Consider the following 25,530-nt stretch of genomic DNA (forward strand, 5'->3'; position numbering starts at 1 on the left):
ACTGTTAGAATTCATGAACATTGTGGCATGATATCACCTTATGATTTCGAAAGTGCTTTAGCATGTTAAAACAATAAACTAGGGATATTTCTACTTTTAACTTGTCCGATATCTTGACAGAAGACCACCATCGGTGGGTACCCGCAAGTAGTCCCATCTGGAAACTGAAACATAACAATTGCGAAAGCCGATGCTCTTTGGTGGGGACAATTGTCCGTAAACATACCGTTTTCGATTTCCAATTTGAGAATCTCTCAAATTTTGAAAAGATATAGAGAATCATGGGCTAAACAAAGAAATCTTTTTTCCACGGTGTTTACAAATTGCAAAAGAACGAAACCTGTCATCGAATGGGCGACTTTTTTCTTTGGTTGCACGCAGCGCATGGAATATACCAGGAGGTAAAATAAGAACATGACCGAGCCAAAATACAACCACTCTCTCTGTTGGAAAATCGAAAAGACCGGCGATAAGCCATCGTATATCTTCGGCTCTGTTCACCAGATGAACCTCGATAAAATCCCCCTGCCTCTTGCGAAATTAGAGGGATTACTCAGCGAAACAAAAGCGCTCTGTATCGAAGCCGAGCTTGACGAAGCCGAAATAGACACCACAAGCCAGTCGTTATTTGGCGGCAGCGACAAGCTACATGATGTGGCAAGTCTGCTTGGCGAGAAGCATTACGTACGTCTACTCGATATATTGAACTCCTCAGCAACCAGCAAAGATATCGTACCGCTACTCGATAATGTGTTACTTTCGCTCGTCGCCCTCATGATAACGGTAGTCCAGCAGCAATCGTCCGAATTTTTTTCACTAGACAATGTATTCGAGATAGAAAAGCATTTTACCCGATTGGCAAAAGAGCAAAAATACCCGATTTTTACCTTAGAAACAGTCGCTGAACAAACCGAATGGCTGACAGCAATCCCAGAAGCGGTTACAGATGACGATGTTGCGACGCTAAAGAAAATTATTGATGCCTACGATGACCCTACCACGCCCGATATGTATGCTCGTTACGCTTCGGAGGATTTACGATTATTGCGTGACGAAGACATGACCGCCCCGATGATGGTGAAGCGAAATGAAGCCATGGTGAACAGGTTAGCTGCTCTACTATGCAAACAAAGTCTACTGGTGATAATCGGTGCAGCGCATTTGGCTGGTGAAACGGGTGTACTAGAGGGTATCGAAAAACATGGATACATGGTTACACCGTATAGTTGGAACAATGTGGTATGATAAATTTAAATTTTGTTGTTTAAATTTAGTAGTAAATTTGCGCCTGAAAGAATAAATCTTTGTCGCACTATTATTTCATGTCGAATGACCCTCGAATGGTCATAAAAACAAAAACAGGCTGATAATGTGTCAGCCTGTTTTTATGACGTCCTATTTCCTCTCAATCCCTTATAATGTCACGGATATGAACGCAGATAAAACAGGAGTTTATCGGGTAGCTTTAACTTCGGTTCTTCTGATACCGCCCTTATATCTGCTGATACATCTCGCTGAAAATCTGAAGGTGACGTTCTTCGTCGAGGATGATGCGATTTAATATCGCTACGATATTCGGATCGCGGATGGTATTCGCCTGGCTGGAATACTTGCGGATGGCTGCCGTCTCTGCTTTGATTGATTCGGCTATCAGTGCACACAACTCGCGCGGGTAACGGATAAACGATGGTGACCACCAGCGCTTGCGTGCCCGGCCGCTCCAAAGCCGCGGGTCTGCGCCCAGTAGCCGTGCAAGCTCAGCGAACATGTTGAGGTGGTGCATTTCAACGATACTGATATTATGAAAGCATGTTGAAATCGAACTATACTTTTGCTGCGTCACGACTGCGATATAGAAATACCGAGAGACGTCGCTCATCTCGGAAACAACATCGGCCATGTCGCTGAGCATCTCATGGGCATAAATGGGGTTTTGACCGTCCACCCGCACCTGCGGGTACGGCGCGTCTACCTTGTAGTTGCACTCGCTGATTTGATTACCGCTCATGCCATTCCCCTTTCCGCATGGTTATACCGTATAATTTATTCGTGCGGACAGGAAATTATGACAGAACCACCGAGCAATATAGGGGATGAAGCGTTATTAATATTGGGGCGTGGAAATATAAGGACTCATATATATATTGAGATTTTTCATTTCTTTTAATCATTTTTTGAAACAACTACTGGAAACATAATTCGTCTGCAAATTTTGTGTGATAAATAATAGGACAATAAATACAATCTACCATATCGGAGAACGGAACATCCAGGGTGCACCGGATCTGATGATTGAGGTTCTTGCTCCAGCCACAGCAGCCTATGACAAGAAGAAAAAAGTCATAAATGGTTCCAACGGTTTGATAAAAGTGTTATAATGCAGTGTATATGCCAATTTGGGCAAATTGGTTCAAGTCCTGTCATTACATATTTTTCCGTTACGGGAAGATATATCTTTTCTATGGAGTAAAGCGTGATATTGTGAACGTAAGACTTGTTTAAACATACGGACAAACAGGAATTTGCACTGCTGTGAGCATGTCGGTTTGCATTCACAAGGATATCACGGTATAATACTCGAAATTAACAGCGTGGCCCTGGTCATGCAAAAATTAGAAAAGGTGGAAAAATCCATGGGCTTATTTGATCTGACAGGAAAATCCGCAGTCGTCACCGGAGCATCCTCTGGACTAGGCGTACAGTTTGCCAAAGCACTTGCCCGTCAGGGCGCCGATGTTGCGTTGCTGGCGCGCAGAGTTGACAAACTGGAAGCGGTAAAAGCGGAAATTTCGAAGCTGGGCGTGCATTGCATCTCGGTTCCCTGCGACGTGACCGATACCGAGGCACTGAAAAAAGCCGTTCAGGTAATTGAAGAAGCATTTGGCAAGGTGGACATTCTCGTGAACAATGCGGGTGTCGGCACAATCATTTCCGCCGAGGATCAGAGCGATGAGACTTGGAAATGGGTCATGGATGTCAACATCAACGGCGTTTACTTTGCCAGCAGAGAGTTCGGCAAAGGTATGATCGCCCGCAAATACGGCAAGATCATCAACATCGGCTCGATTCACAGCAGCGTGGCGATGCCGGGCGCCGGCCTGAGTGCCTACTGCACCGCCAAGGGCGCGGTGCATATGATGACCAAGGAGATGGCCAACGAGTGGGCGCAGTACAACATTACCGTCAACGCCATCGGACCGGCCTACTTCCCCTCCGAGCTGACCGAAGCGGTGTTCGCAGACCCTTCGTTCCAGCAGGTGCTCGACACATACTGCCCCATGAAGCGTGCAGGTCGTGAGGGCGAGTTGGACGGCGCGCTGGTTTATTTTGCTTCGGATGCTTCCAGCTATACCACTGGTCAGCTTCTGACGATTGATGGTGGCTGGACCACCATCTAAACGAGGGTTCTTTCTCTGCAAATAGGTGCATCTGTGGAGACGCTCCCGATAAAACAATACCAAAGCTGCGGGCGGCATGGCCCAAAGGCTATACCGCAGGCTGGTTTTTCATCAGAATGCCCAAACCCTATAATTTCACTCCGCCATTTGTTGTCCGGAAATTCAATTTTTGTTGGATTTACGGACATTTGTGTTTTATTAATTAGAATTCGAAATATTAATAAAACAATACAATTTTCTGGTATTTTTGGAGGACGAAAATGATTTCTTTTGTTATTGGACACAAAAATCCTGATACAGACTCTGTGGCTTCGGCCATTGGCCTTTCGTATCTTAAAAATTGTTTAGGATTGAAGACCGTATCCTGTTCTTTGGGGAAAATCAACAGAGAAACTGAGTTTGTTTTAAACCACTTTGGTATTGCTGCTCCGATTATTTTGGAAAATGTTAAAACGCAGGTTAAAGATTTGGAGTATGACAGGGTAGATGGCATTACCCTGAGTACATCAATCCTATCAGCCTATAAACGAATGGAACAAAATAATATGAGAACCCTGCCGGTGGTCAATGATAAAAACCAATTACAAGGCATATTAACTATAAAGGATATTGCCATGGAGTTAATCAAGGGTGATTTTTATAGGCTGGATACTTCCTTGAACAATATTGTTAAAGACCTGAATGGTAAGATTCTCACGGGTCAAGATTTTAACGTAACGGGCAAAATCTCTGTAATTGCCTATTACTATAAGAATATCCAAGGTTCTTTGGGGCCCGAGGATATAATCATTGTTGGGGATCGCTATGATATTCTGGAGTGTGTCATTCGTTCCCAGGTGAAATTAGTTATTATTACTGGATCAGGGGAAATTCCAGAGGTCTATTTGCAAATGGCTCAATTAAATAACGTGGCCATGATTTCTGTTCCTTTAGATACCTATACTACATCAAAATTAATTAACCAGTGCAATTATGTATCTTCCATTATGAAAAGCAGTGGCATTGTAAAGTTTAAGGAAAACGATTATCTTGACGAGGTAAAAGAAGAAGTCTTACACAATAATTATAGAAATTACCCTGTAGTGAATAACGAAAATATTTTTCATGGCTTTATCAACAAGAGGCATATTATTAATCCAGGGAGGAAAAAGGTGATCCTAGTTGATCATAATGAATATTCCCAAAGTGCCGAGGGGTTAAATGAAGCTGAAATCCTAGAAATTGTAGATCACCATAAAATTGGCGATATCTGTACAACGAAGCCCATTGCTTTCCGTAACATGCCCGTAGGAAGTACCTGTACCATCGTTTATCAAATGTTTAGGGAATTCAATGTTAAAATAACGCAACAAATCGCAGGGGTTTTATTGGCTGGTATTCTATCGGATACCTTACTCTTTAAATCACCTACTACTACCGATTTAGATAAAGAGTCAGCTTTAGAGTTAAATAATATTGTAAAAATTGACATGGAACACTTTGCCATGGAAATGTTTAAGCTAGGGAGTTCTTTGGAAGGTTATAGTATTCAAGAAATCTTTTATAAAGACTTTAAGGAATTTGAGCTAGAGGGTTGTACAATCGGAGTGGCGCAGGTTTTCACGCTGGATACGGAAGATTTATTTAATCGAAAACAACAGTTTATAGAATTTGTAGACCAGACCCATCAGCACAAAAATTATATTTTGACGATGCTGGTCATTACAGATATCATCAACGAGGGTTCCTATTTACTTTATCAGGCAAGGAACAATTCGCTTATTCCAACAGCCTTTCAGGTAACTGCTGAACAAGGGGTGTTTGTTGCTGGCCTGGTGTCTAGAAAAAAACAGGTTATTCCTAAAATTTCAGAGACCCTTAGCCTTTTAAAATAATTTCATATGAAGGAGTTTTCAAAATTGTATGCCCTTATTAAAAATTCTGAAAAATGAGTTATGAAATAGACTTGAAATATAAGTCAAAACTAGATAAAATCAGAAATGAGAAATTGTGCACAAACTTTAAAAGGGGTTTAGTAAATAAAATCAATTTTGTGACGACAAAAAATTACATTTTTATTACATCGTTGATATAATGATAATAGATCTAGCTGCGACAGAATAAAAAATTGCATTTTTTTGTCTAAGAACACAAAGCCTATAGCAATATGTAAATAATTTTTGCCCATAATTATATATCATCAGGGTTAAAACTAATAAAAAATTCACAAAGGAAGTGTTGTACAATGGCAACTAATGCTCAACTGCCAACTCAGGTAAATCCAGATGAAATCACTCCAATTACTATCACCGTAGGGATTTCTGCCCGTCACGTGCATCTGACCAAAGAACACGTGGAAATATTATTTGGACCTGGTCATGTATTAACAAGATTCAAAGATCTTTCTCAACCAGACCAATTTGCCTGTGAAGAAATGGTAACCGTTGTTGGACCCAAGGGTGTTATTGAAAAGGTTCGCGTACTTGGACCTGAACGCAAGAAAAGTCAAGTAGAACTTTCTATTTCTGACTGCTTCAAAATTGGCATTAAGGCTCCCCTTAGAGACTCCGGGGATTTAGCAGGATCTGCCTCTGTAACAATCGTTGGACCTGCTGGCTCAGTAACTGTAGATGAAGGTGCTATCATTGCTGCTCGTCATATTCACATGCATACTTCTGATGCTGAAAAATACGGTTTAGAAGATGGCGATAGAATTTATGTAAGAGCCAAGGGACCCAGAGGAATTATCTTTGGGGATGTATTGGTTCGTGTAAGTGACAAGTACAAATTAGAAATGCATGTGGATACTGACGAAGGAAATGCTGTTGGTTTAAGAAACGGTGATGTCGTATATGCCTATAAGATCCATGGACATATTTCCGAGCTTGTAAAATAGATAAATAAGTAATCGCGTTAGAGGAGGGACCCCCCTTGTTAGTTTTAGTTGTTAACTGTGGTAGTTCATCTATTAAATATAAATTAATGGACATGACCCAAGAATCCGTATTGCTTTCTGGCTTATCTGAAAGAATTGGGATCGCTGGTTCCAGAATTAAGCAGGAAAATAGTAAGGGTGAAGAATTGGTATTGGAGCAAGACCTGCCAAACCACAAAGTTGCCCTTGAGACCATTTTAAAATGCATTACCGATGAAAAATATGGTGCCATTAAGGACACCGCGGAAATTAAGGCTGTAGGACACCGTGTGGTACACGGCGGTGAAAAATTTAATACATCTGTGGTAGTTGATGCTGAACTGATGAAGGTGTTAGAGGAAATGTCAGAATTGGCACCTCTCCACAATCCCCCCAATATTGTGGGTATTAAAACTTGTCAAGAACTGATGCCTCATGTAGCACATGTGGCTGTGTTTGATACTGCTTTCCATTCAGCCATGAGCAAGCAAGCATATACTTATGCTATTCCCTACGAATATTATGAGAAGTATAAAATTCGCCGTTACGGTTTCCACGGCACTTCTCACAAGTTTGTTTCTTATCGGGCAGCGGAAATATTAGGCAAACCAGTTGAGGAGTTAAAGATTATTGTTTGCCATTTGGGCAATGGTTCTAGTATTTCTGCAGTAGGCAATGGGGTATCACAGGATACTTCCATGGGCTTTACTCCTCTGCCAGGTCTGCCGATGGGTACGAGAACCGGGGATATGGACCCAGCCATTGTTTCTTTCCTGATGGAGAAGGAGCAAATAAGTCTTGCAGATATTAGTAATGTCTTAAATAAGAAGAGTGGCGTATTGGGTGTTTCCGGTATCAGCAGTGATTTCCGTGACCTAGAAGATGCTGCCAACAAAGGCAACGAAAGAGCTGAATTAGCTTTGAGTATGTTTGCCTATGGTATTATTAAATATATTGGAGCTTACACAGCAGCCCTGGGTGGTTTGGATGTAGTAGCCTTTACCGGTGGCATTGGTGAAAACTCCGTTGACATGAGAGCAAGGGTCTTAAAAGGACTTGCCTACACTGGTTTACAAATTGATGAAGAGAAAAACAAATCCCGGGGTAAAGAAGTTATCATCAGTAAGCCCGGTGCTCCCTTTACAGCAATGGTTGTTCCCACCAATGAAGAATTAATGATTGCCCGGGAAACCAAAGAACTGGTTCAGTAGATCGTTTATTTATATAAAGTAAAGAAGTGTCGCGAAACTACCCCTTAGTAGTCAAGCGACACTTTTTTATAGGTGCAAAAGGAACAGGTTTGTTGTCCCATTATCACTGCATGATTTGAAACAAACTGGTCAAAATATAGGTGAAAACCGGAGTGGGTTATTTAAAGATTGACATACGAACAAACTCAGGAATATAATGGAGTTAAATTAATAAACAAAACCTTCAGGGTTAGGTGTAATTCCTTACCGGCGGTATGGCCAAAGGGCCAAGCCCGCGAGCCCCTTGGGGCATGATCTGGTGAGATGCCAGAGCCGACAGTTAAAGTCTGGATGGAAGAAGGTTATAGTTGAGCCTGCAAAAAACATTCTTTTGCATGGCCTACTTGCCTTTGCCAAAAAACCCTGATCCTTTCAGGGTTTTATTTTGTTTATTAGGCACAAAGAGTTTTTCTAAGGGGATGAAAAAATGGATCAGGACAGGTGCTATATGCAAATGGCCCTTGAACTGGCAGCCAAAGCAAGGGGTCGTACTAGCCCTAACCCCATGGTGGGAGCTGTTTTGGTAAAGGATGGCGAAGTGGTTGGCAAAGGCTATCACGCTAAAGCAGGTGGTGCCCACGCCGAGGTGGCTGCCTTGGCCGACGCCAAGGCAAGGGCTAAGGATGCCACTGTGTATGTTACTTTGGAACCCTGTTGTCATCATGGCAGAACGGGCCCCTGTACAGAGGCTTTGATCAAGGCAGGAGTGAAAAGGGTTGTGGCAGCCATGCTGGACCCTAATCCCTTGGTTGCTGGCAAGGGGCTAAATATTTTAAAGGATGCTGGTATAGAAGCAATATCCGGCCTGCTGGAAGAGGAGGCCAGAGAATTAAATGAGGTTTTTATAAAATACATTACAACCAAAAAGCCCTTTGTGGTATTAAAGGCTGCCACCAGTCTGGATGGCAAAATAGCAACTGCCAGTGGGGAATCAAAGTGGATTACCGGTAATGAAGCCAGAGAATATGGCCACCGATTAAGGGATCAATATGATGCCATTTTAGTGGGAGTAAATACCGTATTGGCAGATAATCCGTCACTTACGGCGAGATTGCCTGAGGTCAGAGGAAAAGACCCCATCCGCATCATCGTAGATAGCATGGCCCGAACTCCTACTGCTAGCCAAGTGCTTATTCAGGAGTCGGCGGCCCATACGATTATTGCCACAAATGAGTCAGCACCGGTAGAACGTAAGGCAAGCCTAATGGCAGCCGGAGCAGAGATTATTGTAGTTCCTGGGGCAGGGCCAGGAGTAGATCTGGCTAAACTAATGGAACTACTGGGAGAAAAACAAATATCCAGTGTATTAATCGAAGGTGGCGGGAAAATCAGTGGTTCTGCCTTAAATGCTGGTATCGTTGATAAGATTGCTTGGTTTATAGCACCCAAAATTATCGGGGGTGACCTTGCCCCTGGTCCTGTCCGGGGTGAAGGGATAACAAGTTTACAGGATGCCACCCAAATTTATCAGATGTCAGTGCAACCGTTGGGAACAGACTATCTCGTGACTGGTTATACCTCGAAAGGGGGGAATGGCATATCTTTACCGGAATTGTAGAAGAGATTGGCACCATTAGGGGTATATCAAAGGGACCGGATTCAGCTGGACTACATATTTTAGGCTCCAAGGTTCTGCAAGATACAAAAATTGGTGATAGTATCGCTGTCAATGGTGTTTGTCTAACCGTTACTACAATGGACAAAGGGACCTTTACCGCCGATGTAATGGCGGAGACACTGGTGAAAACAAACCTCAGGGATCTTAAGCCTGGCAGTCCGGTTAACCTTGAAAGGGCTTTGCGGCTTGGTGACCGCATGGGGGGACATATGGTATCAGGTCACGTGGATGGGATAGGTACCATTGTTGGTAAGGAAAGATATGATATTGCCACCATCGTTACGATTCAGGCTCCACCCCAGGTGATGAAATATATTATTAAAAAAGGTTCCATAGCCATCGATGGTACCAGTCTTACGGTGGTTGATTTTGCTGGGGATAAATTTCAGGTATCATTAATTCCTCATACAGCCCAGGCCACTGTCCTGGGAGACAAGAAGATTGGTAATTCTGTGAACCTTGAATCGGATATTATTGGCAAATATATTGAACGGTTATTACAGGGGCAGCAGGAAGACAAAGCCGCTGATAGTAAAATTAATCTGGAATTTTTAGCAGCCAACGGATTTTTATAAGGGGGAAAAGTCATGACATACAAATTTAATACAATTGAAGAGGCCATTGAAGATATCCGTGCAGGAAAAATGATTGTGGTCGTTGATGATGAAGATCGCGAAAATGAAGGTGACCTGGTCATGGCTGCAGAATTAGCCACAACAGAGGCTGTGAACTTTATGGCCACCTACGGGCGTGGTTTGATCTGTATGCCCATATATGGTCAGCGTCTTGATGAATTGGATCTGCCGGCAATGGTATCCAATAACACGGATCCCAATGGAACGGCCTTTACCGTATCCGTTGATGCAAAGGAATGCAGCACAGGTATTTCGGCCGTTGAGCGTGCCCTAACCATTAAAAAAATGCTAGATCCCAATACAAAACCCGAGGATTTACGTCGTCCAGGTCATATATTTCCCCTGCGGTCCCAGGAAGGTGGGGTTTTGGTAAGGACTGGTCATACCGAGGCTGCGGTGGATCTAGCTAGATTGGCAGGTCTAAGATCAGCTGGGGTTATTTGTGAAATTATGAAGGATGATGGGACCATGGCCAGGGTTCCCGAATTGGTGGAATTTTGTAAAACCCATGATTTAAAGCTAGTCACCATTGCAGAATTAATCAAATACCGCAGACACCACGAAAAATTTATTAAGAAAATTGAGTCGGCCCAAATGCCTACCCAATACGGCGAATTTACAGCAGTTGGCTATGAGAGCCTAATCGATGGCAAGGGACATATTGCCTTGGTCAAAGGGGACCTATCCAGTGTGGAGGCACCTTTAGTGCGGGTTCACTCTGAATGTTTAACCGGGGATGTTTTTGGCTCAGTGCGCTGTGATTGTGGGGATCAATTGGCAAGGGCTATGCAAGCCATCGAAAATGAAGGGGTTGGCGTACTTCTTTACATGAGACAAGAAGGCCGGGGTATCGGCCTGATGAATAAGATTAAGGCCTATAAACTTCAAGATATGGGGGCAGATACCGTAGAGGCCAACCTAGCCTTAGGCTTCCCTGCAGACCTGCGGGACTATGGCATTGGGGCTCAAATATTGGCTGATCTGGGACTGAGAAAAATAAGACTACTGACCAATAATCCACGTAAAATTGCTGGCTTAGAGGGTTATGGCTTAGAGGTTGTAGACCGTGTACCCATCGAAATCATAGCAGGAAAGTCAAATGAAAAATACCTCAGTACGAAGAAGTGCAAATTGGGACATCTTTTAAATCTAGAAGAAGCCAATAAAAAAACGGTGAATGAATAAAGATTATCCATTATAACAGGAGGAGAAAACCATGCAGAAAATTTTTGAAGGGCATTTACTGGGACAAGGTTTAAAATTTGGTATAGTTGTAGGACGTTTCAATGACTTTATTACGAACAAATTGCTAAGTGGTGCGCTGGATGCGCTCAAACGTCATGGGGTGGAAGATGAGAATGTTGAAATTGCCTATGTACCAGGTGCCTTTGAAATTCCCCTAGTGGCTAAGAAAATGGCTGATACCCAGCGTTACGACGGGGTTATTTGTCTAGGGGCTGTAATCAGAGGAGCAACTCCTCACTTTGATTATGTATCTGCCGAAGTATCCAAAGGAATAGCTAAGGTTAGTCTTGATAGTAACCTGCCGGTTATCTTTGGCATACTGACCGTAGATACCATTGAGCAAGCCATTGAAAGAGCTGGCAGTAAAGCTGGCAACAAAGGTTGGGAAGCTGCCAACACAGCCATTGAAATGGCGAATTTGTTGAAAACCATCTAATAGAAGGAAAGGGAGTTTGCATAATTTTTTAGTATGCGAGCTCCCTTTTGTTATGCAATAAAAACGGATTAAGAACGAATAAAAGAATGGTCGGTTGTTATAGAAATAAAAAACGGCCAAAGGGCCGTTTTTGAAAAACCTATATGATTTAGGTGCAACTAGATAGCGCGCTGCACTTTTCCACTCCGTAGACAACGGGTGCATACCATGATACGCTTGGGGGAACCATCAACGACAGCTTTAACACGTTGCAGGTTGGGTTTCCAGGTCCGCTTGGTACGAATATGAGAGTGGCTTAACTTAATGCCAACGGTTACACCTTTGTCACAAATTGCGCACTTGGCCATTGTTACACCTCCTTTAATGACACAATAACCACATAACTTAGGATAACTTGCCAATGTTCACTAGGATAGTATACCATAAATAAAGCTAAAATCAAATAAAAAATAATAAATCTTACTACCATGGAATTTCCCCCCATGTTATAATAGAACATATGTTTTTATAAAATGGTGATATTATGCTGGATTTATACCAATCAATTCAATACGTTAAGGGAGTGGGACCCCAGAGGGCCATTCAGTTGGAACGGTTGGGTATTTATACAATTTGGGATTTACTATACCATTTTCCCAGGGAACATCAGGATCGGAGCAGCATCCGGCCAGCCCATTCCTTTGCCCAGGGGGATGTTGCCACCGTTAAGGGTATGGTCATTGCAGCCCAGGAGAGCAAACCCAGAAGGGGCCTGACGATAACGAAGTTAGCTTTGCAGGAGGGGGCTGGTACCTTTTATGCAGTATGGTTCAATCAGCCCTACATAAAAAAACAATATCCCCCGGGTAAAAAACTTCTGCTAACTGGAAAAATAGATAGAAAATATGGCATACCGCAAATACAAGTTACCGATCATGAAGTATTAGGAGAAGATGAGGGGCTGCACAGTGGTAGAATTGTGCCGATCTATCCCCTGACGGAGCAGCTCAATCAACGCTTTTTCCGTTCTTTAATAAAAACAACCCTTGATCAGGTAGGATCCTTGGCAGAGGAATTTTTACCTGACTCCCTGCTGGATAAGTATAATTTACCTTGTCTGCCCGAGGCCCTGCGGGAGATACATTTTCCTGAGAGTCAGGAATCTTGTCAGCGAGCCAGGCGTAGGTTTATTTTGGAAGAACTATTTTTGTTTGAGTTGGGGCTGTCTCTGCAAAAGGGGCGCATTCATAAAAAAACAAAAACCCATAGCTATCAGGATGATGTCCTTACGGAGCGTCTAAGCAACAGCTTACCCTTTACCTTAACCGAGGCCCAGAAGAGGGTGTGGCAGGAAATTGCAGCAGATTTAAAAAGCCCTTATCCCATGAATCGTTTGTTGCAGGGTGATGTAGGGGCTGGTAAAACCATAATCGCTGCGTTAGCCTTATGCAAGGCCGCAGGGGCCGGGCTGCAGGGGGCCCTAATGGCACCCACAGAGCTTTTAGCAGAGCAACATGCTAGGAGTATTCAAGAACTACTTGAACCTTTGGGAGTGAAGGTGGCTTTATTAACAGGCAGCAACCGCAGGGGCAGGAAAGAAATATTGGCGTCAGTGGCAAATGGCAAAATCCAAGTGGTAATCGGTACCCACGCCTTGATTTCTGAAGGGGTGAACTATCAAAACTTAGGTCTAGTGGTGGTAGATGAGCAGCATAGGTTTGGCGTTCGCCAACGGGCTGCCCTGCAGGACAAAGGGTCGGTACCGGACGTGCTGGTCATGACAGCAACCCCGATACCCCGCACGTTAGCCTTAACCCTATATGGAGATCTTGATGTTTCGGTGATTGACCAATTACCCCCAGGCAGGCAGAAAATAAAAACCCATCATCTTAGCCTAGCCCAAGCAGGTAAAGCCGTGGGCTTGATTAAACAACAGATATTAGAAGGCAGACAGGCCTATGTTGTCTGTCCCTTAGTTGAAGAATCCGAAAAAATAGACACCCAAGCAGCAGTTGATTTGTATGAGAGGCTAAAAAAAGCCCTTGTTGGCTGTTCGGTGGGATTACTCCATGGTCGCCTGAAGGCTGCGGAAAAAGAAACGACTATGAATGATTTTCGCCAGGGTACCCTTGACCTTTTAGTTTCCACCACGGTAATTGAGGTAGGTGTAGATGTAGCCAACGCTACGGCGATGGTTATTTGGGATGCCCAGCGTTTTGGACTGGCGCAGCTTCATCAACTTAGGGGCAGGGTGGGGCGAAGTAGTCAGCAATCCTACTGCCTTTTGGTGGGGGACCCAACCACCCATGAGGCGAAGGAACGAATAGCTGCTATGTGTCGTACCCAGGATGGTTTTGTTTTAGCGGAAGAAGATTTGAAACTGCGTGGACCGGGAGAGTTTTTTGGTACCCGTCAATCTGGTTTACCAGAATTTAAAATTGCCAATTTAGTTAGAGATGGCAAAGAAATCGAACAGGCAAAAAAAGAAGCGGAAGCACTGTTAAGTGCGAACCCAAATTTAAAATCACCCATGCATAAACAGCTTTTCGCACAATTTGCCCGGCGGTTTCCTGACTTTGTTAAATATAGCGACGTAAGTTAGGCGTGGAAAATGTTCCACGCCTTGTTATGTTTTCCTAAGTATGTTCAATTTGCTTGGTCAAATAATAATACCAGAGGTGATGACGATGCCAGCAAATAATAAAAAATCTCGGCTAAAGCAAAGGGCCAATGATACCAGCCGTTTTGAGGTAGGACAGGAAATTGGTCACACGGATGAAAGCAATAAGATCGGTCTAACTCAGCCAACCACCGGTGCTGATTATTTAACAAAAACCGATCATGGTAACGATGCCGAGTTTAATGCAAATACTGACTATACTCCTCAGCACTAATGGCTGGGTGAAGGGCAAGGGAAATGCCACCGGCAATGATTTTGGCGGTGCTTTCAATGAGGGTGTCTATTTCCTTGGGGGTTACCATTAATTGACCGGAAGTATAGGGCTGTAAGATAGCATTGATGATGGGCTGGAAGCTTTCCGAGTTCATATTTTGATAGATGCCCTGTAACTCTGGTTTATCTTTAGCTTGTTCAACTAAGCGATCCAATGTTTCCCCGGCAATAACCGCTGCTGGGACAACAGTGGGTACACCGATGGCAATTGTTTTTACACCAAGTGTTTCGATATTTAGCCCTTTGCGTTTATTTCCTACTCCTGAACCGGGTGCTATGCCTGTATCTGCAAGTTGAATGGTTGTACCAATTCTCTCAATTGACCTAGAAGCTAAAGCGTCTACTGCGATTACTAGTTCAGGTTTGATTTTTTCGACTACACCCTTAATGATTTCTGCAGTTTCAATGCCGGTCAGACCTAACACCCCAGGAGAGAGGGCACTTACCGAACGCATGCCACCCCGGATTTCCTCTGGGGCATAGTTGTACATATGTCTGGTCACGAGGGTCATTCCCACTACCTTGGGGCCGAGGGCATCCGGCGTGGCGTTCCAATTTCCTAGACCAACCACTAATACATTGGCGTGTTCTGGCAAACTAAATAAGGAAGATAACTGCTTGGCTAAGATTTCAGCAATCTCCTGATGGGACTGTTTACTGTTTTCACGAATTGAAGGAGCCTCAATGGTAATATAATTACCCTGTGGTTTGCCCATTATTTCTTCTGCATATTTTTCTACCACTCGCACAATTGTTACCGTGGCATGGTCATAGCTTTCCTTCTCCATAATACAACCAGGTATTTCCTGTCCCGTTTGACCTCGCACTACCTCCCTGGCCTCCACCGCCAGATCTAGACTTATGTTGTTGTTTTTAAAGAAATTAGTATCCATAGGAACCTCCTTTATTAGCCTTCAGCCTTCAGCTTTAGAATAGCCAATGGAAGAAGGCCTTGAGCCATGCATCGTGGGCCTTGGGCTTGTATGCTTGTTACTTTGGGGTATATGTTTTTTGTCATCCTAAGCTAGCGAAGGACCTTGTAGATAGCCTTTCAATGATGAAAAGGATCCTTTGCTAGCTCAGGCTGACGGCTGATGGCCTAAAATCCAAGGCCAACGGCTCATGGCCCAGGACCATTTTTTAGGCTGCTAAGTGCTAAAAGCTAAAGGCTGACGGCTAATAAATATCCTGTTCCTCCTAGAGCTAATTTATGCAAAACTTGTCTGCAATGTAAAAAAAACGATTTTTTTTAATCGAGTGTGTTATAATAATGAATGTTAAGGTATAACACAGACCACGTTTTAGGAGGAATTATTCGTATTGCGCATTATTGCCGGAACCGCCAAGGGACGAAATTTAAAGAGTCCTAAGGGAATGTCCACACGGCCTACATCGGATAGGGTAAGAGAGGCTCTCTTTAATATTCTTTCCTATGAGGTGCCAGGTAGTCGAATACTGGATTTGTTTAGTGGCACAGGTGCCGTTGCTATAGAAGCCCTAAGTCGAGGTGCAGCAAAGGCTGTTTTGGTGGAAAAAGATCGCAATACCAGTAAAATCATTGGAGAAAATTTGAGATTATGCAATGTACTGGATAAGGCAGAGGTAATGACAACCGAGGTAAGTCAGGCCATTCAAGTACTTGGTAGAAAAAAAGAAAGCTTTGAGTTGATTTTTATTGACCCTCCCTATAAAAGGGGCTTTGAAATACCTACGCTGCAAAAAGTTCTAGAATATGATCTACTAACAAATGAAGGAATATTGATAGTGGAGAGTGATAGGGCAGACCTGCCGCCAGATATGGTAGGGGGTTTAAGGGTATTTCGGCGGGAGCGGTATGGAGATACCATGTTGTCATTCTATAGGCTTTGAGGAGGAAAATCAATGCGTATAGGGATTTACCCCGGCAGCTTTGATCCTGTTACGAATGGTCATATTGATATTATTGAACGATCCATCGGACTTTTTGATCACCTTATTGTTACAGTGGCCAAAAATACTCAAAAATCAAAATCACTTTTTTCAGTGGAAGAACGGGTTGATATTTTAAAAACGATTTTAGATAAATACCCGAGTGTTAGTGTAGATACCTTTGATGGGCTTACCGTTCACTATGCTATAAATAAAAACGCGGTTGCCATTGTGCGGGGATTAAGGGTCATTACTGATTTTGAAAATGAATTTGTTTTTGCTTTAACGAATAAAAAATTGGAACCAAAGATAGAAACTATTTACCTAATGACCAAAGCCGAGTATTCTTTCGTTAGTTCCACAACGGTGAAGGAAGTTGCCTCCTTTAGTGGTTGCTTGAGTGGCATGGTTCCGGAGCTGGTTGCTCAAAAAATAAAAGAGAAATACGGCTATGGTAAATAACCAAGGAGGGATAAACTGTGGAGCTCTTTAATATCCTGAATGAGCTGGAAGAACTCATTGAGGAGAGCCCCAAGGTGCCGATGACTAGACGTGTCATGGTAGATGAAAATAAGGTTTTAGACTACCTTGATCGTATTCGCACCTCGCTTCCTGAAGAAGTTCGCCAGGCAAAGTGGCTTGTCAAAGAAAGAGACAAGGTGCTGTCTGAGTCTAAAAAAGAAGCTCAACGCATGCTGGAAGATGTTTCCAGGGAAATCGAACAAAAGGCAGAAGACCATGAAATTGTAAAAAAGGCAGAACTACTAGGCCAAGAAACGATTAAAAAGGCCGAAGAGGTTGCTGCCCAAATTCGGCATGGTGCCAGGGGATATGCCGATGAACTTCTCCAATCCATGGAGAATAAGCTGGGTAAGATGCTGGAGGAGATTCAACAGGGCAGGGATGAGTTGAGAAAGTAAATTAAAGCTGACAGCTAAAAAGGATGGCATACGCCATCCTTTTTTATTTGCACTCTCTGAGTATTCCTTGCCAATCACAGTAACGTTCTACGTTTTCAATGGCCTTGCGAATGCAGTTTTGATTTTTAGGTGTAATGCGGCCAGCCAGTTCACTCAGGCGTTCAATAGCAGTATAGGTGTCATAGTGAACCAATAATACAGGAACACCTTTTTCCATGGCACGGTTAATTACCTTTACATCGGGGTAGAGGCCTCCGGTAAGGACGATTACCGACGTGCTTGTTTCCAGGGCTGCCAAAGCCATATCTGCGCGGTCACCGCCGATAAGGAAGATTTTGTTGTTGCCGCGGCGTAAATGGACCAGAGCACTTTCAATGGTCATTGCCCCCACGATAATATCCTCGGTTAGGAGATCAAGATTGTCTTCCCCGGTTAATAATTCCCCGCCTAATAGTTCATGTACCTGGGCCACGGATGGCGAAGATAGTACCCTTTGTTTAGGAATAATACCCAAAGTGGAAAAGCCTATGTCAGCCAGTAAAGGCTTATAGACCCCTTCAATTTTTGCTTGAATTGGTATAGGTACATGGGTAAATATATTGCCTAAAAGATTTACACCATGACTTTGTATATATCGATTGTGGAAAACGGATTCATCCAAGGTATAATCATTTTTGGCGTTGATTAGGTAGATGGCTGAGGCATTTAGTTCAACCGCCAAAGAGGGTGAATCCAAACCAATGGTGCTTAGGGCGTAAGGGTAGATGGCACTGTCAATAATAACGATGTCTGTGTTTGTGGATACCTTAGTAAAGGCCTCTTTAATCGCCCGTAGCATTTCGGTAGATCGATTACCTCGGGATAGATATAGGGGACTGGCTATTATAGGTGAGATTATTTCCAGGGGTTCAGGCATGTTTAATAATTCTTTCATCAAGATGGCATCTTCATCGGCCTTGGAAGTTAAAGTAGTACTGCCAACGGGTTTAAAATAGGCTACTTTTAATCCCTCTTGCTTAAATTTTAATGCAAGTCCCACTGCCATAGCAGTTTTACCACTGCCCACAGAACCCATAATATAGAGGCTTTTCACAGGTAACACCTCCTGTTGTTTTATATATTACTGTTACAATTCAATGGTGATTTTAATATCGAGGGCGGCATAACCGTTAGGATAAGAAAAAAGTGGGTTGATTTCCAGTTCACTAATTTCTTCAAAATCTGAGATTAATTTTGCTGCCCGTGCAATCATATCAATGAGACTCATGATGTCTGCCGGTTTTTCGCCCCGGAAGCCCCGCAATAGGGTGGAAGCCTTTGTTTCTGAAATCATAGCGGCAATTTCCGCCAAGGTGATGCCCTTTGCTAATCGAAAGGAGACATCCTTTAAGAGATTTACGTAAACCCCTCCTAAGCCAAAGGCAATTAAGGGGCCAAACTGGACATCCCGGGTCATGCCAACAATCAGCTCCGTACCCTTAGGCATCATTTTATTAACCTCAATGCCATAGGGAATAACATTCGGCAGATAACGTTGGACATTTTCGATAACATCAAGGAATGCGTTGTGAACTTCCGTGGCATTATTTAGGCCGCCGCTTACGCCTCTCACATCCGTTTTGTGCAAAATCTTTGGTGAAGCCACCTTTAGAATCACCGGGTAGCCCATGGTCTCCGCTATTGCTACGGCCTCCTCGGGTGTTATTGCTAATTTAACGGGTACTGCGGAAATTCCATAGGCTGTTGCTACGGCTGCAGCTTCGCTGCCTAGGAGCACACTGCGTCGATCACGAATTACATCATAAAAAATGGCCTTTACTCGGTTGGAGTCTATATCGGTAAAGGAGATCTCTTCACCTTCAGTCTGTTTATCTGCCCGGCGAGTATATTTTGCCATACCTGAAATGCTAGAAATGGCTGGTTCTGGGAAGGTAAAACTAGGAATTTTGGCTCTAGTCAACATTTTGGCCCCTTCAGCCAGAGCAAGACCTCCCATATAAATAGCAAAAATAGGTTTGTCCGGGTAGCGATCACGTAGGCCAATAATCGTTCTGGCAATATTTTCAGGATCTGCCGCTGCCGTAGGACAAACGATAATAACCACACTGTCTACATTCGGATCTTTTAGCACGGCTTCTAAGGCAAAGCCATAACGGTCCGCTTTGGCATCAAAAACAATATCCACAGGGTTGTAAATATTAGCCTCAAGAGGTAGGTTTTCTCTCAGGGAGTCTAAGGTCTCTTTTTCAAAGCGTGCCATAGACAAACCGAAATTTTCTACCGTGTCTGAAGCCACAATACCTGGTCCACCTGCATTGGTGATGATTGCCACCCGATCACCCTTTGGTAATGGCTGGTAGGAAAAACTTTTGGCTAAATCAAATAGCTCGGTCATTGTTCGGGCCCGTAAAATACCTGCCTGGGTAAAAGCAGTCTCATAGGCTAGGTCACTGCCCACCACCCCTGTGTGAGAGGAAGCTGCCAGGGCACCGGCCTGACTGGCACCGAATTTAAGTACAATAACCGGCTTTTTTTGGCTTGCCTGACTGGCTGCCTCTAAAAATTCCTCGCCCTTTCGAACATCTTCAAGATAACAAAGGATTACTTTCGTTGAAGGATCATCCGCTAAGTAATGAATTAAACCCGTTTCACATAAATCGGCCTTATTACCCAGACTAAAAACCCGGCTAAAGCCTAAACCTACTGTTTTGGACCAGTCCATAATGGATAGCAAGATGGCACCACTTTGGGATATGAAACCAATATCACCTTGCATGGGGAATGATGGGGAGATAGAGGCATTGATCGGTATGAGAGTATCCAAAATCCCCTCGCAGTTAGGACCAAACATTCGTATACCGTATTTATTGCAAATATGAGTAAGTCTTTTTTCCAGTTTAAGTCCCTCTGGGCCGATTTCACTAAAGTAAGAAGAAATAACCACGGCAAGCTTAATGCCTTTTTTACCACATTCCTCCATTACATCTGGACAGTTTGGTGCAGGAACGCAAACAACGGCTAGATCAATGGGCTTGGGAATATCACGGATCCCTTGGTAACAAACAAGACCCTCAATCTCCTTTTCCGTTGGGTTAACCGGAAATATTTCCCCAGTAAAACCACTATTAATAACATTCCTTACCAAAACATTGCCAACTTTGCCGGTCTTTTTGGAAGCCCCGATTATGGCTACTGAATGAATGGCCAATAATGGGGTTAATTCTGCCATTTACTTCACCACCCTTGCATGTGAATAGACAGTCGCTATTAGCTATTAGCTGTTGGACATTAGTCTAAGCAAAGAACTAAATACTAAGAGCTAAAGGCTAAGAGCCAGTTCACGGCTAATAATTTACAGATATTAAATTATTGTTTCCACAGAACAAATCCCAATACCTCTTTAAGAAAGTGAAATTCCGCAACTATCTTGTTAGTTTTTTATAAAAACTGAACACGATATGAATAAATAAACCAACCAGGATTAAAGCAAAAGTAGCAGAAAGCATGATTAAAAGTAATCCGGTCAAAATAAGAAAGGGAGAGTAGGAAAAATGTTGATAGATGGGTTGGAAAACTGGTACGGTAAAGACCGTGGTGATCCCTAGTGGTTTATAGAGCAGCCAAGTAAAAAAGGTTGCTAATGCTGCATGGGCAATTCGAGTGAACACAAAAATCCCCATGCGTATATCCGTCTTGGCGATCATAGAAGCAACCTGGGCATGAATAGAAAGGCCACTCCAACCTAAAACCATTGCCACTGCCATCAGTCTTTGTAATTCGGTTGCATTGGCCTCGGATGCTAGTTTTGTGCCAATGGTCATTTCAAACATGCCACTGGCCAAGGCTTGAAATATTTCAGGTGAGAAGCCCAGAGGGATTAATAGTACCCCCAGGACTGCTGCCAGCAATTTTATGACGCCTACGTAATCCAGCAATCGAATAATCACTGCAAACAAGATAATAAACCCACCGATGTTTAATAGTTTATTTACGGAGGAGGCAACTGCTTCTCCCAGAAGCTGACCCAGGGGTGGGCGACCCTGGGAGGCATCATGCAGGAAGGCCCTAATGGCATGTTTTATGTTTCGGGAGGAAGGGAAGCTTTGCTCAAAACTACGATCTTCACGACCATGAAAACGAAGTAACAGCCCTAATACTAAATTTGCCAGGTAATGGGAGCCCGCAATAACAACGCCCAATTCAGGGCGCCCAAACATACCCACTGATACGGCAGTAAGCATAAACAGAGGACTGGAATTGTTTGTGAAGCTCATTAATCGTTCGGCTTCTATTCTGGTACACAGTCCCTGTTGCCGCAGGTTGGCAGTGACCATACTGCCAATCGGATAACCACTGGTAAAACCAATAACTATGACAAAGGCACCGGCACCGGGCACGTTAAACAGGGGACGCATAACGGGTTCCAGCAGTACCCCCATAAAGCGCACAAGACCTAACTTCATGAGGATTTCCGAAGCTATAAAAAAGGGAAGCAGGGACGGAAGGACAATATTAAACCATGTTTTAAGGCCATTTACTGAACCTTCATAGACAATTTTGGGTTGGATAATCATACCCAATACAAAACAGAGGGCTAAACCCACCCAGACCAGGGATTTGTATTCTTGTTTGTTTAATAAAGAAAAAGGACCGCGGTTTTTTAAGGACAAACCATATCACCCCGTACCTTTGATTAAAGTCCTTAGCATATATATAAATGGAAATACTTAACTTTAGACCACTTGCTTCAGACAGTTTGCCATTATACAGTAATTTTCCTTGACAAATAATTAGCCGCTTTATATAATGAATTTTGTTAATCGAGGTGACTTGTGAACAAGTGAAGATAAATATCCTAAAAATTAGGAATGCTGCTGGCGAAGGAATTAACTTTGAATTTAAAAAGAAGCTTGATGAAATCACGGTAAGTGGGCAGAAGTTTACCTTTATCGATCCAGTAGAAGTCTCTGGTGAGATTATGAATAGGAACAATAACTTTTTGCTTAAGGGAGAGGCCAGGGCCTTAGTTTCCACCAATTGTGTGAGTTGTTTAGAACCTTTTCAATTAAATTTACATACGACGATCGATGAAATCTATGGCAGAACAAAGGATTTAAATGACCCAGACGATGAAATGATTGAGTTTGATGGAGAAGACCTTGATATTGAGCCTGAGGTAATTAAGTCACTATTAATGGAGATACCCATGCGAGTGGTTTGTTCACCTGACTGTGCTGGTTTATGCCAGGGCTGTGGGTGTAACCTAAATATAAAGCAGTGTGACTGCGAAAGCAAAGCCATCGATCCAAGGTTGGCTGTACTTAAAAAATTACAACAATAATTTTTAATTCCTTGAAGGGGGTGTAATAAAATGGGTGTTCCACATAGGAAACTTGCTAAGCACCGGGGAAGACAGCGCCGGGCTATGAATATGAAGTTAGAAGCCCCCAGCTTGGTAGCATGCCCGCAGTGCCGTGCCTTGATCCAGCCACATCATCTTTGCCCTGAATGTGGTTACTACAAGAACCGTGAAGTTATTGCTGCCAATAAATAATGTGAAAATGAACCCTTTCTCCATGGGAGAAGGGGTTTTTTCTTTATTATTATAAAGAAAAAATTTACATTATAAGGAAAAAACAAGGAGAAATGGTTTGCAATTGACCTAGTATATGGTTATAATTAGGACCAGGTACTAATTATATTGTGGTGGTTTTATGACCAAAAGAGGCAGCGGTAAAGTTTTTCGGCAAAAAAACTTGACCAGGTATCTACAAAACAATCCCCTGCTTAAGGACGAAGAACTGGCAGGTATGTTTGGTGTAAGTATTCAGACCATCAGGCTGGACCGGTCTGAATTAAATATTCCTGAGTTAAGAGAACGGATGAAAACCGCACTACAAACTAACAATTCGGTTCGTTCCCTGGGAAGTGACGAATTAGTTGGTGATCTGCTGGATATTAAAGTAGGTAGTTTTGGCGTATCACTTTTAAAGATAACACCGGAAATGACCCTGCGAAAAAATCAGGTGGCAAGGGGACATCATTTATTTGCCCAGGCAAACTCTTTGGCCGTTGCCATCATTGATGCAGAGATTGTCTTAACCGGTGATATCAGGGTAAGATTTAAACACCAAGTTAAGTCAGGGGATTTAGTGGTTTGTCGAGCAGAAATCGGCAGCCAAAAAGGGAATAGAACGACGGTCAGGGTTATCTCCCAGGTAGGAGAAACAGTGGTCTTGGAAGGGATTTTTATAGTTTTTGTCCTGGAAGAGGAGGAGAACCAGTGATTAAGATTGCGTTAGATGCGATGGGTGGCGATCATGCACCGATGGAAATCGTTCGAGGTGCCAGGGACGCAGCCCAGGAATTAGGAATTGAGATCATTTTAGTGGGGGATCAGGAAAAAATTGAAAGGGAATTATCTGGAAATTTTGTAGATAATCTCATTTCCATCGTTCATGCACCAGAAGCAGTGGGTATGCACGAACATCCGGTTAGTGCCATCCGTAAAAAAAAGAACTCATCCATTGTGGTGGCAACCAAACTGGTTAAGGAAGGTGCCGCTGATGCCATCGTATCAGCGGGCAATACCGGAGCGCAAATGGCTTCCTCCTTACTTATTTTGGGTCGTATTGCCGGTGTAGATCGCCCTGCCATTAGTACATTGCTGCCAACTGCCAAGGGTGCATTGGTGCTTTTGGATGCCGGGGCCAATGTGGACTGTCGTCCCCAGCATCTTAAACAGTTTGCTATTATGGGTTCTCTCTACGCGGAAAAGGTCTTAGGGTTACCTGTACCCAAGGTGGGCTTGGTGAATATTGGTTCTGAAGAAACCAAAGGCAATGAATTGACTTTAGCGACCTATGAGCTGTTAAAGGAAACGAATATTAATTTTGTTGGCAATGTCGAGGGAAGAGAGCTTTTCCTTGGCAGCAGTGATGTAGCAGTTTGTGATGGTTTTGTGGGAAACGTTATTTTAAAGTCAGCTGAAGGGCTGGCCATGAGTATATTGGGGATGTTTAAACAAGAATTGGGTAGACTGGAAGATGTTATCGGAACGGAACGTATCATGCATATGATGGGCGGGTTTAAGCGTCGCATGGATTATGCTGAATATGGCGGTGCACCCCTACTGGGTGTTAACGGGGTTTCGGTGATTTGTCATGGCAGTTCGAAGGCCAGGGCGATTAAGAACGCCTTAAGAGTGGCTAAGGAGACAGTTGAACAGGGACTGGTTCCGGCCATTAGAAAGAGTCTGGAAAATGACAAGGGGGTAGAGGAATAGTATGCCCAACCACCTAATTCAGGCTGGTATTCTAGGGGTAGGGAGTTATCTGCCTGAACGGATACTTACCAATAAAGAATTAGAAAAAATGGTCGATACCACCGACGAATGGATAAAGTCACGTTCTGGGGTCAAGGAACGTAGAATTGCTGAACCAGAAATGTCCACATCGGATTTAGCCCTGCGGGCCTCCCGTAAGGCACTGGAGAATGCCGGCATAGGACCAGAGGAATTGGATCTGATTATCTTAACCACCTGTTCGAAGGATATGATTATACCGGCAGGGGCCTGCCTGGTGCAGCAGGAACTAGGTGCGACCAGGGCTGGTGCCTTTGATTTAGAAGCAGGTTGTACTGGCTTTGTCTATGGTCTAACCATCGCCACACAATTTATAGCCACCGGAGCAATGAAGCATATTCTTGTTATTGGGTCAGAGAACCTATCCAAGGTTGTTAACTGGGAGGATCGCAATACCTGCGTCCTGTTTGGTGATGGGGCCGGTGCTGTGGTGGTTGGTCAGGTTCATGCAGGCGAAGGCGTGTTGGCCACTAAGTTAAGTGCTGAGGGATCTGGCTGGCAACATCTCTATATACCGGCAGGTGGTTCGAAGATGCCTGCTGATCCCTTGACTTTGGAGAAAAAGCTTCATTATGTGCATATGAATGGCAAAGAAGTCTTTCGCTATGCAGTCAGGGTTATGGAAGAAGAATCATTAAATCTGGTCAAAGCGGCGAATTTAGAGTTAAGTGATATTGACCTCTTAATTCCTCACCAGGCCAACAATCGGATCATTGAACATGCCGCTAAAAGATTGGGTTTATCCATGGATAAAGTTGTTGTAAATTTAGACCGCTACGGGAATACCTCTTCCGCTTCTATTCCCATTGCTTTGGCAGAGGCCGTGGAAACTGGCCGCATAAAAGCAGGGGACAACATCGTTATGGTGGCCTTTGGGGCTGGTTTAACTTCTGGTGGAGTTGTATTGAAGTGGGGCGAAAGGCAGGGATAGT

25 protein-coding genes, 1 pseudogene and 1 riboswitch are annotated in these 25,530 nt (G+C 43.5%); of the genes and pseudogenes, 20 read left to right on the plus strand and 6 right to left on the minus strand.

Going from position 1 to position 25,530, the window contains the following annotated elements:
* Positions 1 to 414 precede the first annotated feature (414 nt).
* Entirely contained in the window at positions 415 to 1,245 is an 831-nt protein-coding gene (locus V6C11_RS06315) for a TraB/GumN family protein (protein ID WP_333530282.1), read from the plus strand.
* Positions 1,246 to 1,492: 247 nt separating this feature from the next.
* Here the strand turns inward: V6C11_RS06315 and V6C11_RS06320 are convergent, their stop codons facing one another.
* Entirely contained in the window at positions 1,493 to 2,008 is a 516-nt protein-coding gene (locus tag V6C11_RS06320; protein WP_333530283.1) for a ferritin-like domain-containing protein, read from the minus strand.
* A gap of 244 nt (positions 2,009 to 2,252) precedes the next feature.
* On the opposite strand from V6C11_RS06320, the pseudogene V6C11_RS06325 reads away from it, so the two are divergent.
* The 9 genes and pseudogenes from V6C11_RS06325 to ribH form a co-directional block, all read left to right on the plus strand.
* Positions 2,253 to 2,339, plus strand: a pseudogene (locus V6C11_RS06325) (Uma2 family endonuclease); the annotation flags it as partial.
* 264 nt (positions 2,340 to 2,603) lie between these two features.
* Positions 2,604 to 3,398: an SDR family oxidoreductase gene (locus V6C11_RS06330; protein WP_333530284.1), complete on the plus strand. Its 795-nt coding sequence runs from the start codon at positions 2,604 to 2,606 to the stop codon at positions 3,396 to 3,398.
* A 260-nt stretch (positions 3,399 to 3,658) separates the two neighbouring features.
* Positions 3,659 to 5,272, plus strand: a complete 1,614-nt coding sequence (locus V6C11_RS06335) for a putative manganese-dependent inorganic diphosphatase (RefSeq protein ID WP_333530285.1) — start codon at positions 3,659 to 3,661, stop codon at positions 5,270 to 5,272.
* Positions 5,273 to 5,622: 350 nt separating this feature from the next.
* Positions 5,623 to 6,273: a phosphate propanoyltransferase gene (gene pduL, locus V6C11_RS06340; RefSeq protein ID WP_333530286.1), complete on the plus strand. Its 651-nt coding sequence runs from the start codon at positions 5,623 to 5,625 to the stop codon at positions 6,271 to 6,273.
* 35 nt (positions 6,274 to 6,308) lie between these two features.
* Positions 6,309 to 7,502, plus strand: coding sequence for an acetate/propionate family kinase (locus V6C11_RS06345; RefSeq protein ID WP_333530287.1), 1,194 nt, complete (start codon positions 6,309 to 6,311; stop codon positions 7,500 to 7,502).
* 215 nt (positions 7,503 to 7,717) lie between these two features.
* Positions 7,718 to 7,848: riboswitch (FMN riboswitch) on the plus strand.
* A gap of 120 nt (positions 7,849 to 7,968) precedes the next feature.
* A complete protein-coding gene (ribD, locus tag V6C11_RS06350; protein WP_333530288.1) occupies positions 7,969 to 9,099 on the plus strand; it encodes a bifunctional diaminohydroxyphosphoribosylaminopyrimidine deaminase/5-amino-6-(5-phosphoribosylamino)uracil reductase RibD in 1,131 nt (376 codons plus the stop codon).
* Positions 9,081 to 9,734, plus strand: a complete 654-nt coding sequence (locus tag V6C11_RS06355; protein ID WP_333530464.1) for a riboflavin synthase — start codon at positions 9,081 to 9,083, stop codon at positions 9,732 to 9,734. Before ribD ends, V6C11_RS06355 begins: the two co-directional genes overlap by 19 nt.
* Positions 9,735 to 9,746: 12 nt before the next feature.
* Positions 9,747 to 10,979 carry a bifunctional 3,4-dihydroxy-2-butanone-4-phosphate synthase/GTP cyclohydrolase II gene (locus V6C11_RS06360; protein ID WP_333530289.1) on the plus strand — a complete coding sequence of 411 codons (1,233 nt, stop codon included), beginning with the start codon at positions 9,747 to 9,749 and terminating at the stop codon, positions 10,977 to 10,979.
* A 31-nt stretch (positions 10,980 to 11,010) separates the two neighbouring features.
* Positions 11,011 to 11,475: a 6,7-dimethyl-8-ribityllumazine synthase gene (gene ribH, locus V6C11_RS06365; RefSeq protein WP_333530290.1), complete on the plus strand. Its 465-nt coding sequence runs from the start codon at positions 11,011 to 11,013 to the stop codon at positions 11,473 to 11,475.
* 158 nt (positions 11,476 to 11,633) lie between these two features.
* Here the strand turns inward: ribH and rpmB are convergent, their stop codons facing one another.
* Positions 11,634 to 11,822: a 50S ribosomal protein L28 gene (gene rpmB / locus V6C11_RS06370; protein WP_333530291.1), complete on the minus strand. Its 189-nt coding sequence runs from the start codon at positions 11,820 to 11,822 to the stop codon at positions 11,634 to 11,636.
* A 176-nt stretch (positions 11,823 to 11,998) separates the two neighbouring features.
* Here rpmB and recG point away from each other — a divergent pair, with 176 nt between their 5' ends.
* Both recG and V6C11_RS06380 read left to right on the plus strand, forming a co-directional pair.
* Positions 11,999 to 14,056 carry an ATP-dependent DNA helicase RecG gene (gene recG / locus V6C11_RS06375; RefSeq protein WP_333530292.1) on the plus strand — a complete coding sequence of 686 codons (2,058 nt, stop codon included), beginning with the start codon at positions 11,999 to 12,001 and terminating at the stop codon, positions 14,054 to 14,056.
* 85 nt (positions 14,057 to 14,141) lie between these two features.
* Positions 14,142 to 14,348: a hypothetical protein gene (locus V6C11_RS06380; RefSeq protein WP_333530293.1), complete on the plus strand. Its 207-nt coding sequence runs from the start codon at positions 14,142 to 14,144 to the stop codon at positions 14,346 to 14,348.
* On the opposite strand, the gene gpr is transcribed toward V6C11_RS06380, so the two are convergent.
* Entirely contained in the window at positions 14,314 to 15,300 is a 987-nt protein-coding gene (gene gpr, locus V6C11_RS06385) for a GPR endopeptidase (RefSeq protein WP_333530294.1), read from the minus strand. The genes V6C11_RS06380 and gpr overlap by 35 nt on opposite strands.
* 427 nt (positions 15,301 to 15,727) lie before the next feature.
* On the opposite strand from gpr, the gene rsmD reads away from it, so the two are divergent.
* The 3 genes from rsmD to V6C11_RS06400 are packed head-to-tail and all read left to right on the plus strand — an operon-like array spanning position 15,728 to position 17,235.
* On the plus strand, positions 15,728 to 16,276 hold the full coding sequence (gene rsmD, locus V6C11_RS06390) for a 16S rRNA (guanine(966)-N(2))-methyltransferase RsmD (RefSeq protein WP_333530295.1): 549 nt from the start codon (positions 15,728 to 15,730) through the stop codon (positions 16,274 to 16,276).
* A gap of 12 nt (positions 16,277 to 16,288) precedes the next feature.
* A complete protein-coding gene (coaD, locus tag V6C11_RS06395; protein WP_333530296.1) occupies positions 16,289 to 16,777 on the plus strand; it encodes a pantetheine-phosphate adenylyltransferase in 489 nt (162 codons plus the stop codon).
* A gap of 17 nt (positions 16,778 to 16,794) precedes the next feature.
* Positions 16,795 to 17,235 carry an ATPase gene (locus V6C11_RS06400; RefSeq protein ID WP_333530297.1) on the plus strand — a complete coding sequence of 147 codons (441 nt, stop codon included), beginning with the start codon at positions 16,795 to 16,797 and terminating at the stop codon, positions 17,233 to 17,235.
* A gap of 43 nt (positions 17,236 to 17,278) precedes the next feature.
* Here V6C11_RS06400 and V6C11_RS06405 read toward each other — a convergent pair whose 3' ends face one another.
* The 3 genes from V6C11_RS06405 to ylbJ all read right to left on the minus strand — a co-directional run bounded on the left by V6C11_RS06405 (position 17,279) and on the right by ylbJ (position 21,905).
* Positions 17,279 to 18,328: a phosphotransacetylase family protein gene (locus V6C11_RS06405; RefSeq protein WP_333530299.1), complete on the minus strand. Its 1,050-nt coding sequence runs from the start codon at positions 18,326 to 18,328 to the stop codon at positions 17,279 to 17,281.
* A gap of 33 nt (positions 18,329 to 18,361) precedes the next feature.
* Entirely contained in the window at positions 18,362 to 20,464 is a 2,103-nt protein-coding gene (locus V6C11_RS06410; RefSeq protein ID WP_333530300.1) for an acetate--CoA ligase family protein, read from the minus strand.
* A gap of 193 nt (positions 20,465 to 20,657) precedes the next feature.
* A complete protein-coding gene (ylbJ, locus tag V6C11_RS06415) occupies positions 20,658 to 21,905 on the minus strand; it encodes a sporulation integral membrane protein YlbJ (RefSeq protein ID WP_333530301.1) in 1,248 nt (415 codons plus the stop codon).
* Between the two features lie 170 nt (positions 21,906 to 22,075).
* Here ylbJ and V6C11_RS06420 point away from each other — a divergent pair, with 170 nt between their 5' ends.
* The 5 genes from V6C11_RS06420 (at position 22,076) to V6C11_RS06440 (ending at position 25,529) form a co-directional block, all read left to right on the plus strand.
* Positions 22,076 to 22,576 carry a YceD family protein gene (locus tag V6C11_RS06420; protein ID WP_333530302.1) on the plus strand — a complete coding sequence of 167 codons (501 nt, stop codon included), beginning with the start codon at positions 22,076 to 22,078 and terminating at the stop codon, positions 22,574 to 22,576.
* A 30-nt stretch (positions 22,577 to 22,606) separates the two neighbouring features.
* Positions 22,607 to 22,789, plus strand: coding sequence for a 50S ribosomal protein L32 (gene rpmF / locus V6C11_RS06425; RefSeq protein ID WP_333530303.1), 183 nt, complete (start codon positions 22,607 to 22,609; stop codon positions 22,787 to 22,789).
* Positions 22,790 to 22,949: 160 nt separating this feature from the next.
* Positions 22,950 to 23,522 carry a transcription factor FapR gene (fapR, locus tag V6C11_RS06430; RefSeq protein ID WP_333530304.1) on the plus strand — a complete coding sequence of 191 codons (573 nt, stop codon included), beginning with the start codon at positions 22,950 to 22,952 and terminating at the stop codon, positions 23,520 to 23,522.
* Complete coding sequence (gene plsX, locus V6C11_RS06435; protein WP_333530465.1) at positions 23,522 to 24,520, plus strand: phosphate acyltransferase PlsX; 999 nt, start codon at positions 23,522 to 23,524, stop codon at positions 24,518 to 24,520. Before fapR ends, plsX begins: the two co-directional genes overlap by 1 nt.
* 1 nt (position 24,521) lies before the next feature.
* Positions 24,522 to 25,529 carry a beta-ketoacyl-ACP synthase III gene (locus tag V6C11_RS06440; protein ID WP_333530305.1) on the plus strand — a complete coding sequence of 336 codons (1,008 nt, stop codon included), beginning with the start codon at positions 24,522 to 24,524 and terminating at the stop codon, positions 25,527 to 25,529.
* The last annotated feature ends 1 nt before the right edge of the window (position 25,530 follow it).

The sequence above is a fragment of the Desulfotomaculum sp. 1211_IL3151 genome (assembly GCF_036763075.1).
GTDB lineage: Bacteria > Bacillota > Desulfotomaculia > Desulfotomaculales > Desulfotomaculaceae > Desulfotomaculum.

What these genes read in the sequence shown, in the direction of transcription:
- V6C11_RS06315 (WP_333530282.1), top strand. Translation starts at nt 415, where the DNA reads ATGACCGAGCCAAAATACAACCACTCTCTCTGTTGGAAAATCGAAAAG.
- V6C11_RS06320 (WP_333530283.1), bottom strand. Translation starts at nt 2,008, where the DNA reads ATGAGCGGTAATCAAATCAGCGAGTGCAACTACAAGGTAGACGCGCCG.
- V6C11_RS06330 (WP_333530284.1), top strand. Translation starts at nt 2,604, where the DNA reads ATGCAAAAATTAGAAAAGGTGGAAAAATCCATGGGCTTATTTGATCTG.
- V6C11_RS06335 (WP_333530285.1), top strand. Translation starts at nt 3,659, where the DNA reads ATGATTTCTTTTGTTATTGGACACAAAAATCCTGATACAGACTCTGTG.
- pduL (WP_333530286.1), top strand. Translation starts at nt 5,623, where the DNA reads ATGGCAACTAATGCTCAACTGCCAACTCAGGTAAATCCAGATGAAATC.
- ribD (WP_333530288.1), top strand. Translation starts at nt 7,969, where the DNA reads ATGGATCAGGACAGGTGCTATATGCAAATGGCCCTTGAACTGGCAGCC.
- V6C11_RS06360 (WP_333530289.1), top strand. Translation starts at nt 9,747, where the DNA reads ATGACATACAAATTTAATACAATTGAAGAGGCCATTGAAGATATCCGT.
- ribH (WP_333530290.1), top strand. Translation starts at nt 11,011, where the DNA reads ATGCAGAAAATTTTTGAAGGGCATTTACTGGGACAAGGTTTAAAATTT.
- rpmB (WP_333530291.1), bottom strand. Translation starts at nt 11,822, where the DNA reads ATGGCCAAGTGCGCAATTTGTGACAAAGGTGTAACCGTTGGCATTAAG.
- recG (WP_333530292.1), top strand. Translation starts at nt 11,999, where the DNA reads ATGCTGGATTTATACCAATCAATTCAATACGTTAAGGGAGTGGGACCC.
- V6C11_RS06380 (WP_333530293.1), top strand. Translation starts at nt 14,142, where the DNA reads ATGCCAGCAAATAATAAAAAATCTCGGCTAAAGCAAAGGGCCAATGAT.
- gpr (WP_333530294.1), bottom strand. Translation starts at nt 15,300, where the DNA reads ATGGATACTAATTTCTTTAAAAACAACAACATAAGTCTAGATCTGGCG.
- coaD (WP_333530296.1), top strand. Translation starts at nt 16,289, where the DNA reads ATGCGTATAGGGATTTACCCCGGCAGCTTTGATCCTGTTACGAATGGT.
- V6C11_RS06410 (WP_333530300.1), bottom strand. Translation starts at nt 20,464, where the DNA reads ATGGCAGAATTAACCCCATTATTGGCCATTCATTCAGTAGCCATAATC.
- rpmF (WP_333530303.1), top strand. Translation starts at nt 22,607, where the DNA reads ATGGGTGTTCCACATAGGAAACTTGCTAAGCACCGGGGAAGACAGCGC.
- fapR (WP_333530304.1), top strand. Translation starts at nt 22,950, where the DNA reads ATGACCAAAAGAGGCAGCGGTAAAGTTTTTCGGCAAAAAAACTTGACC.
- V6C11_RS06440 (WP_333530305.1), top strand. Translation starts at nt 24,522, where the DNA reads ATGCCCAACCACCTAATTCAGGCTGGTATTCTAGGGGTAGGGAGTTAT.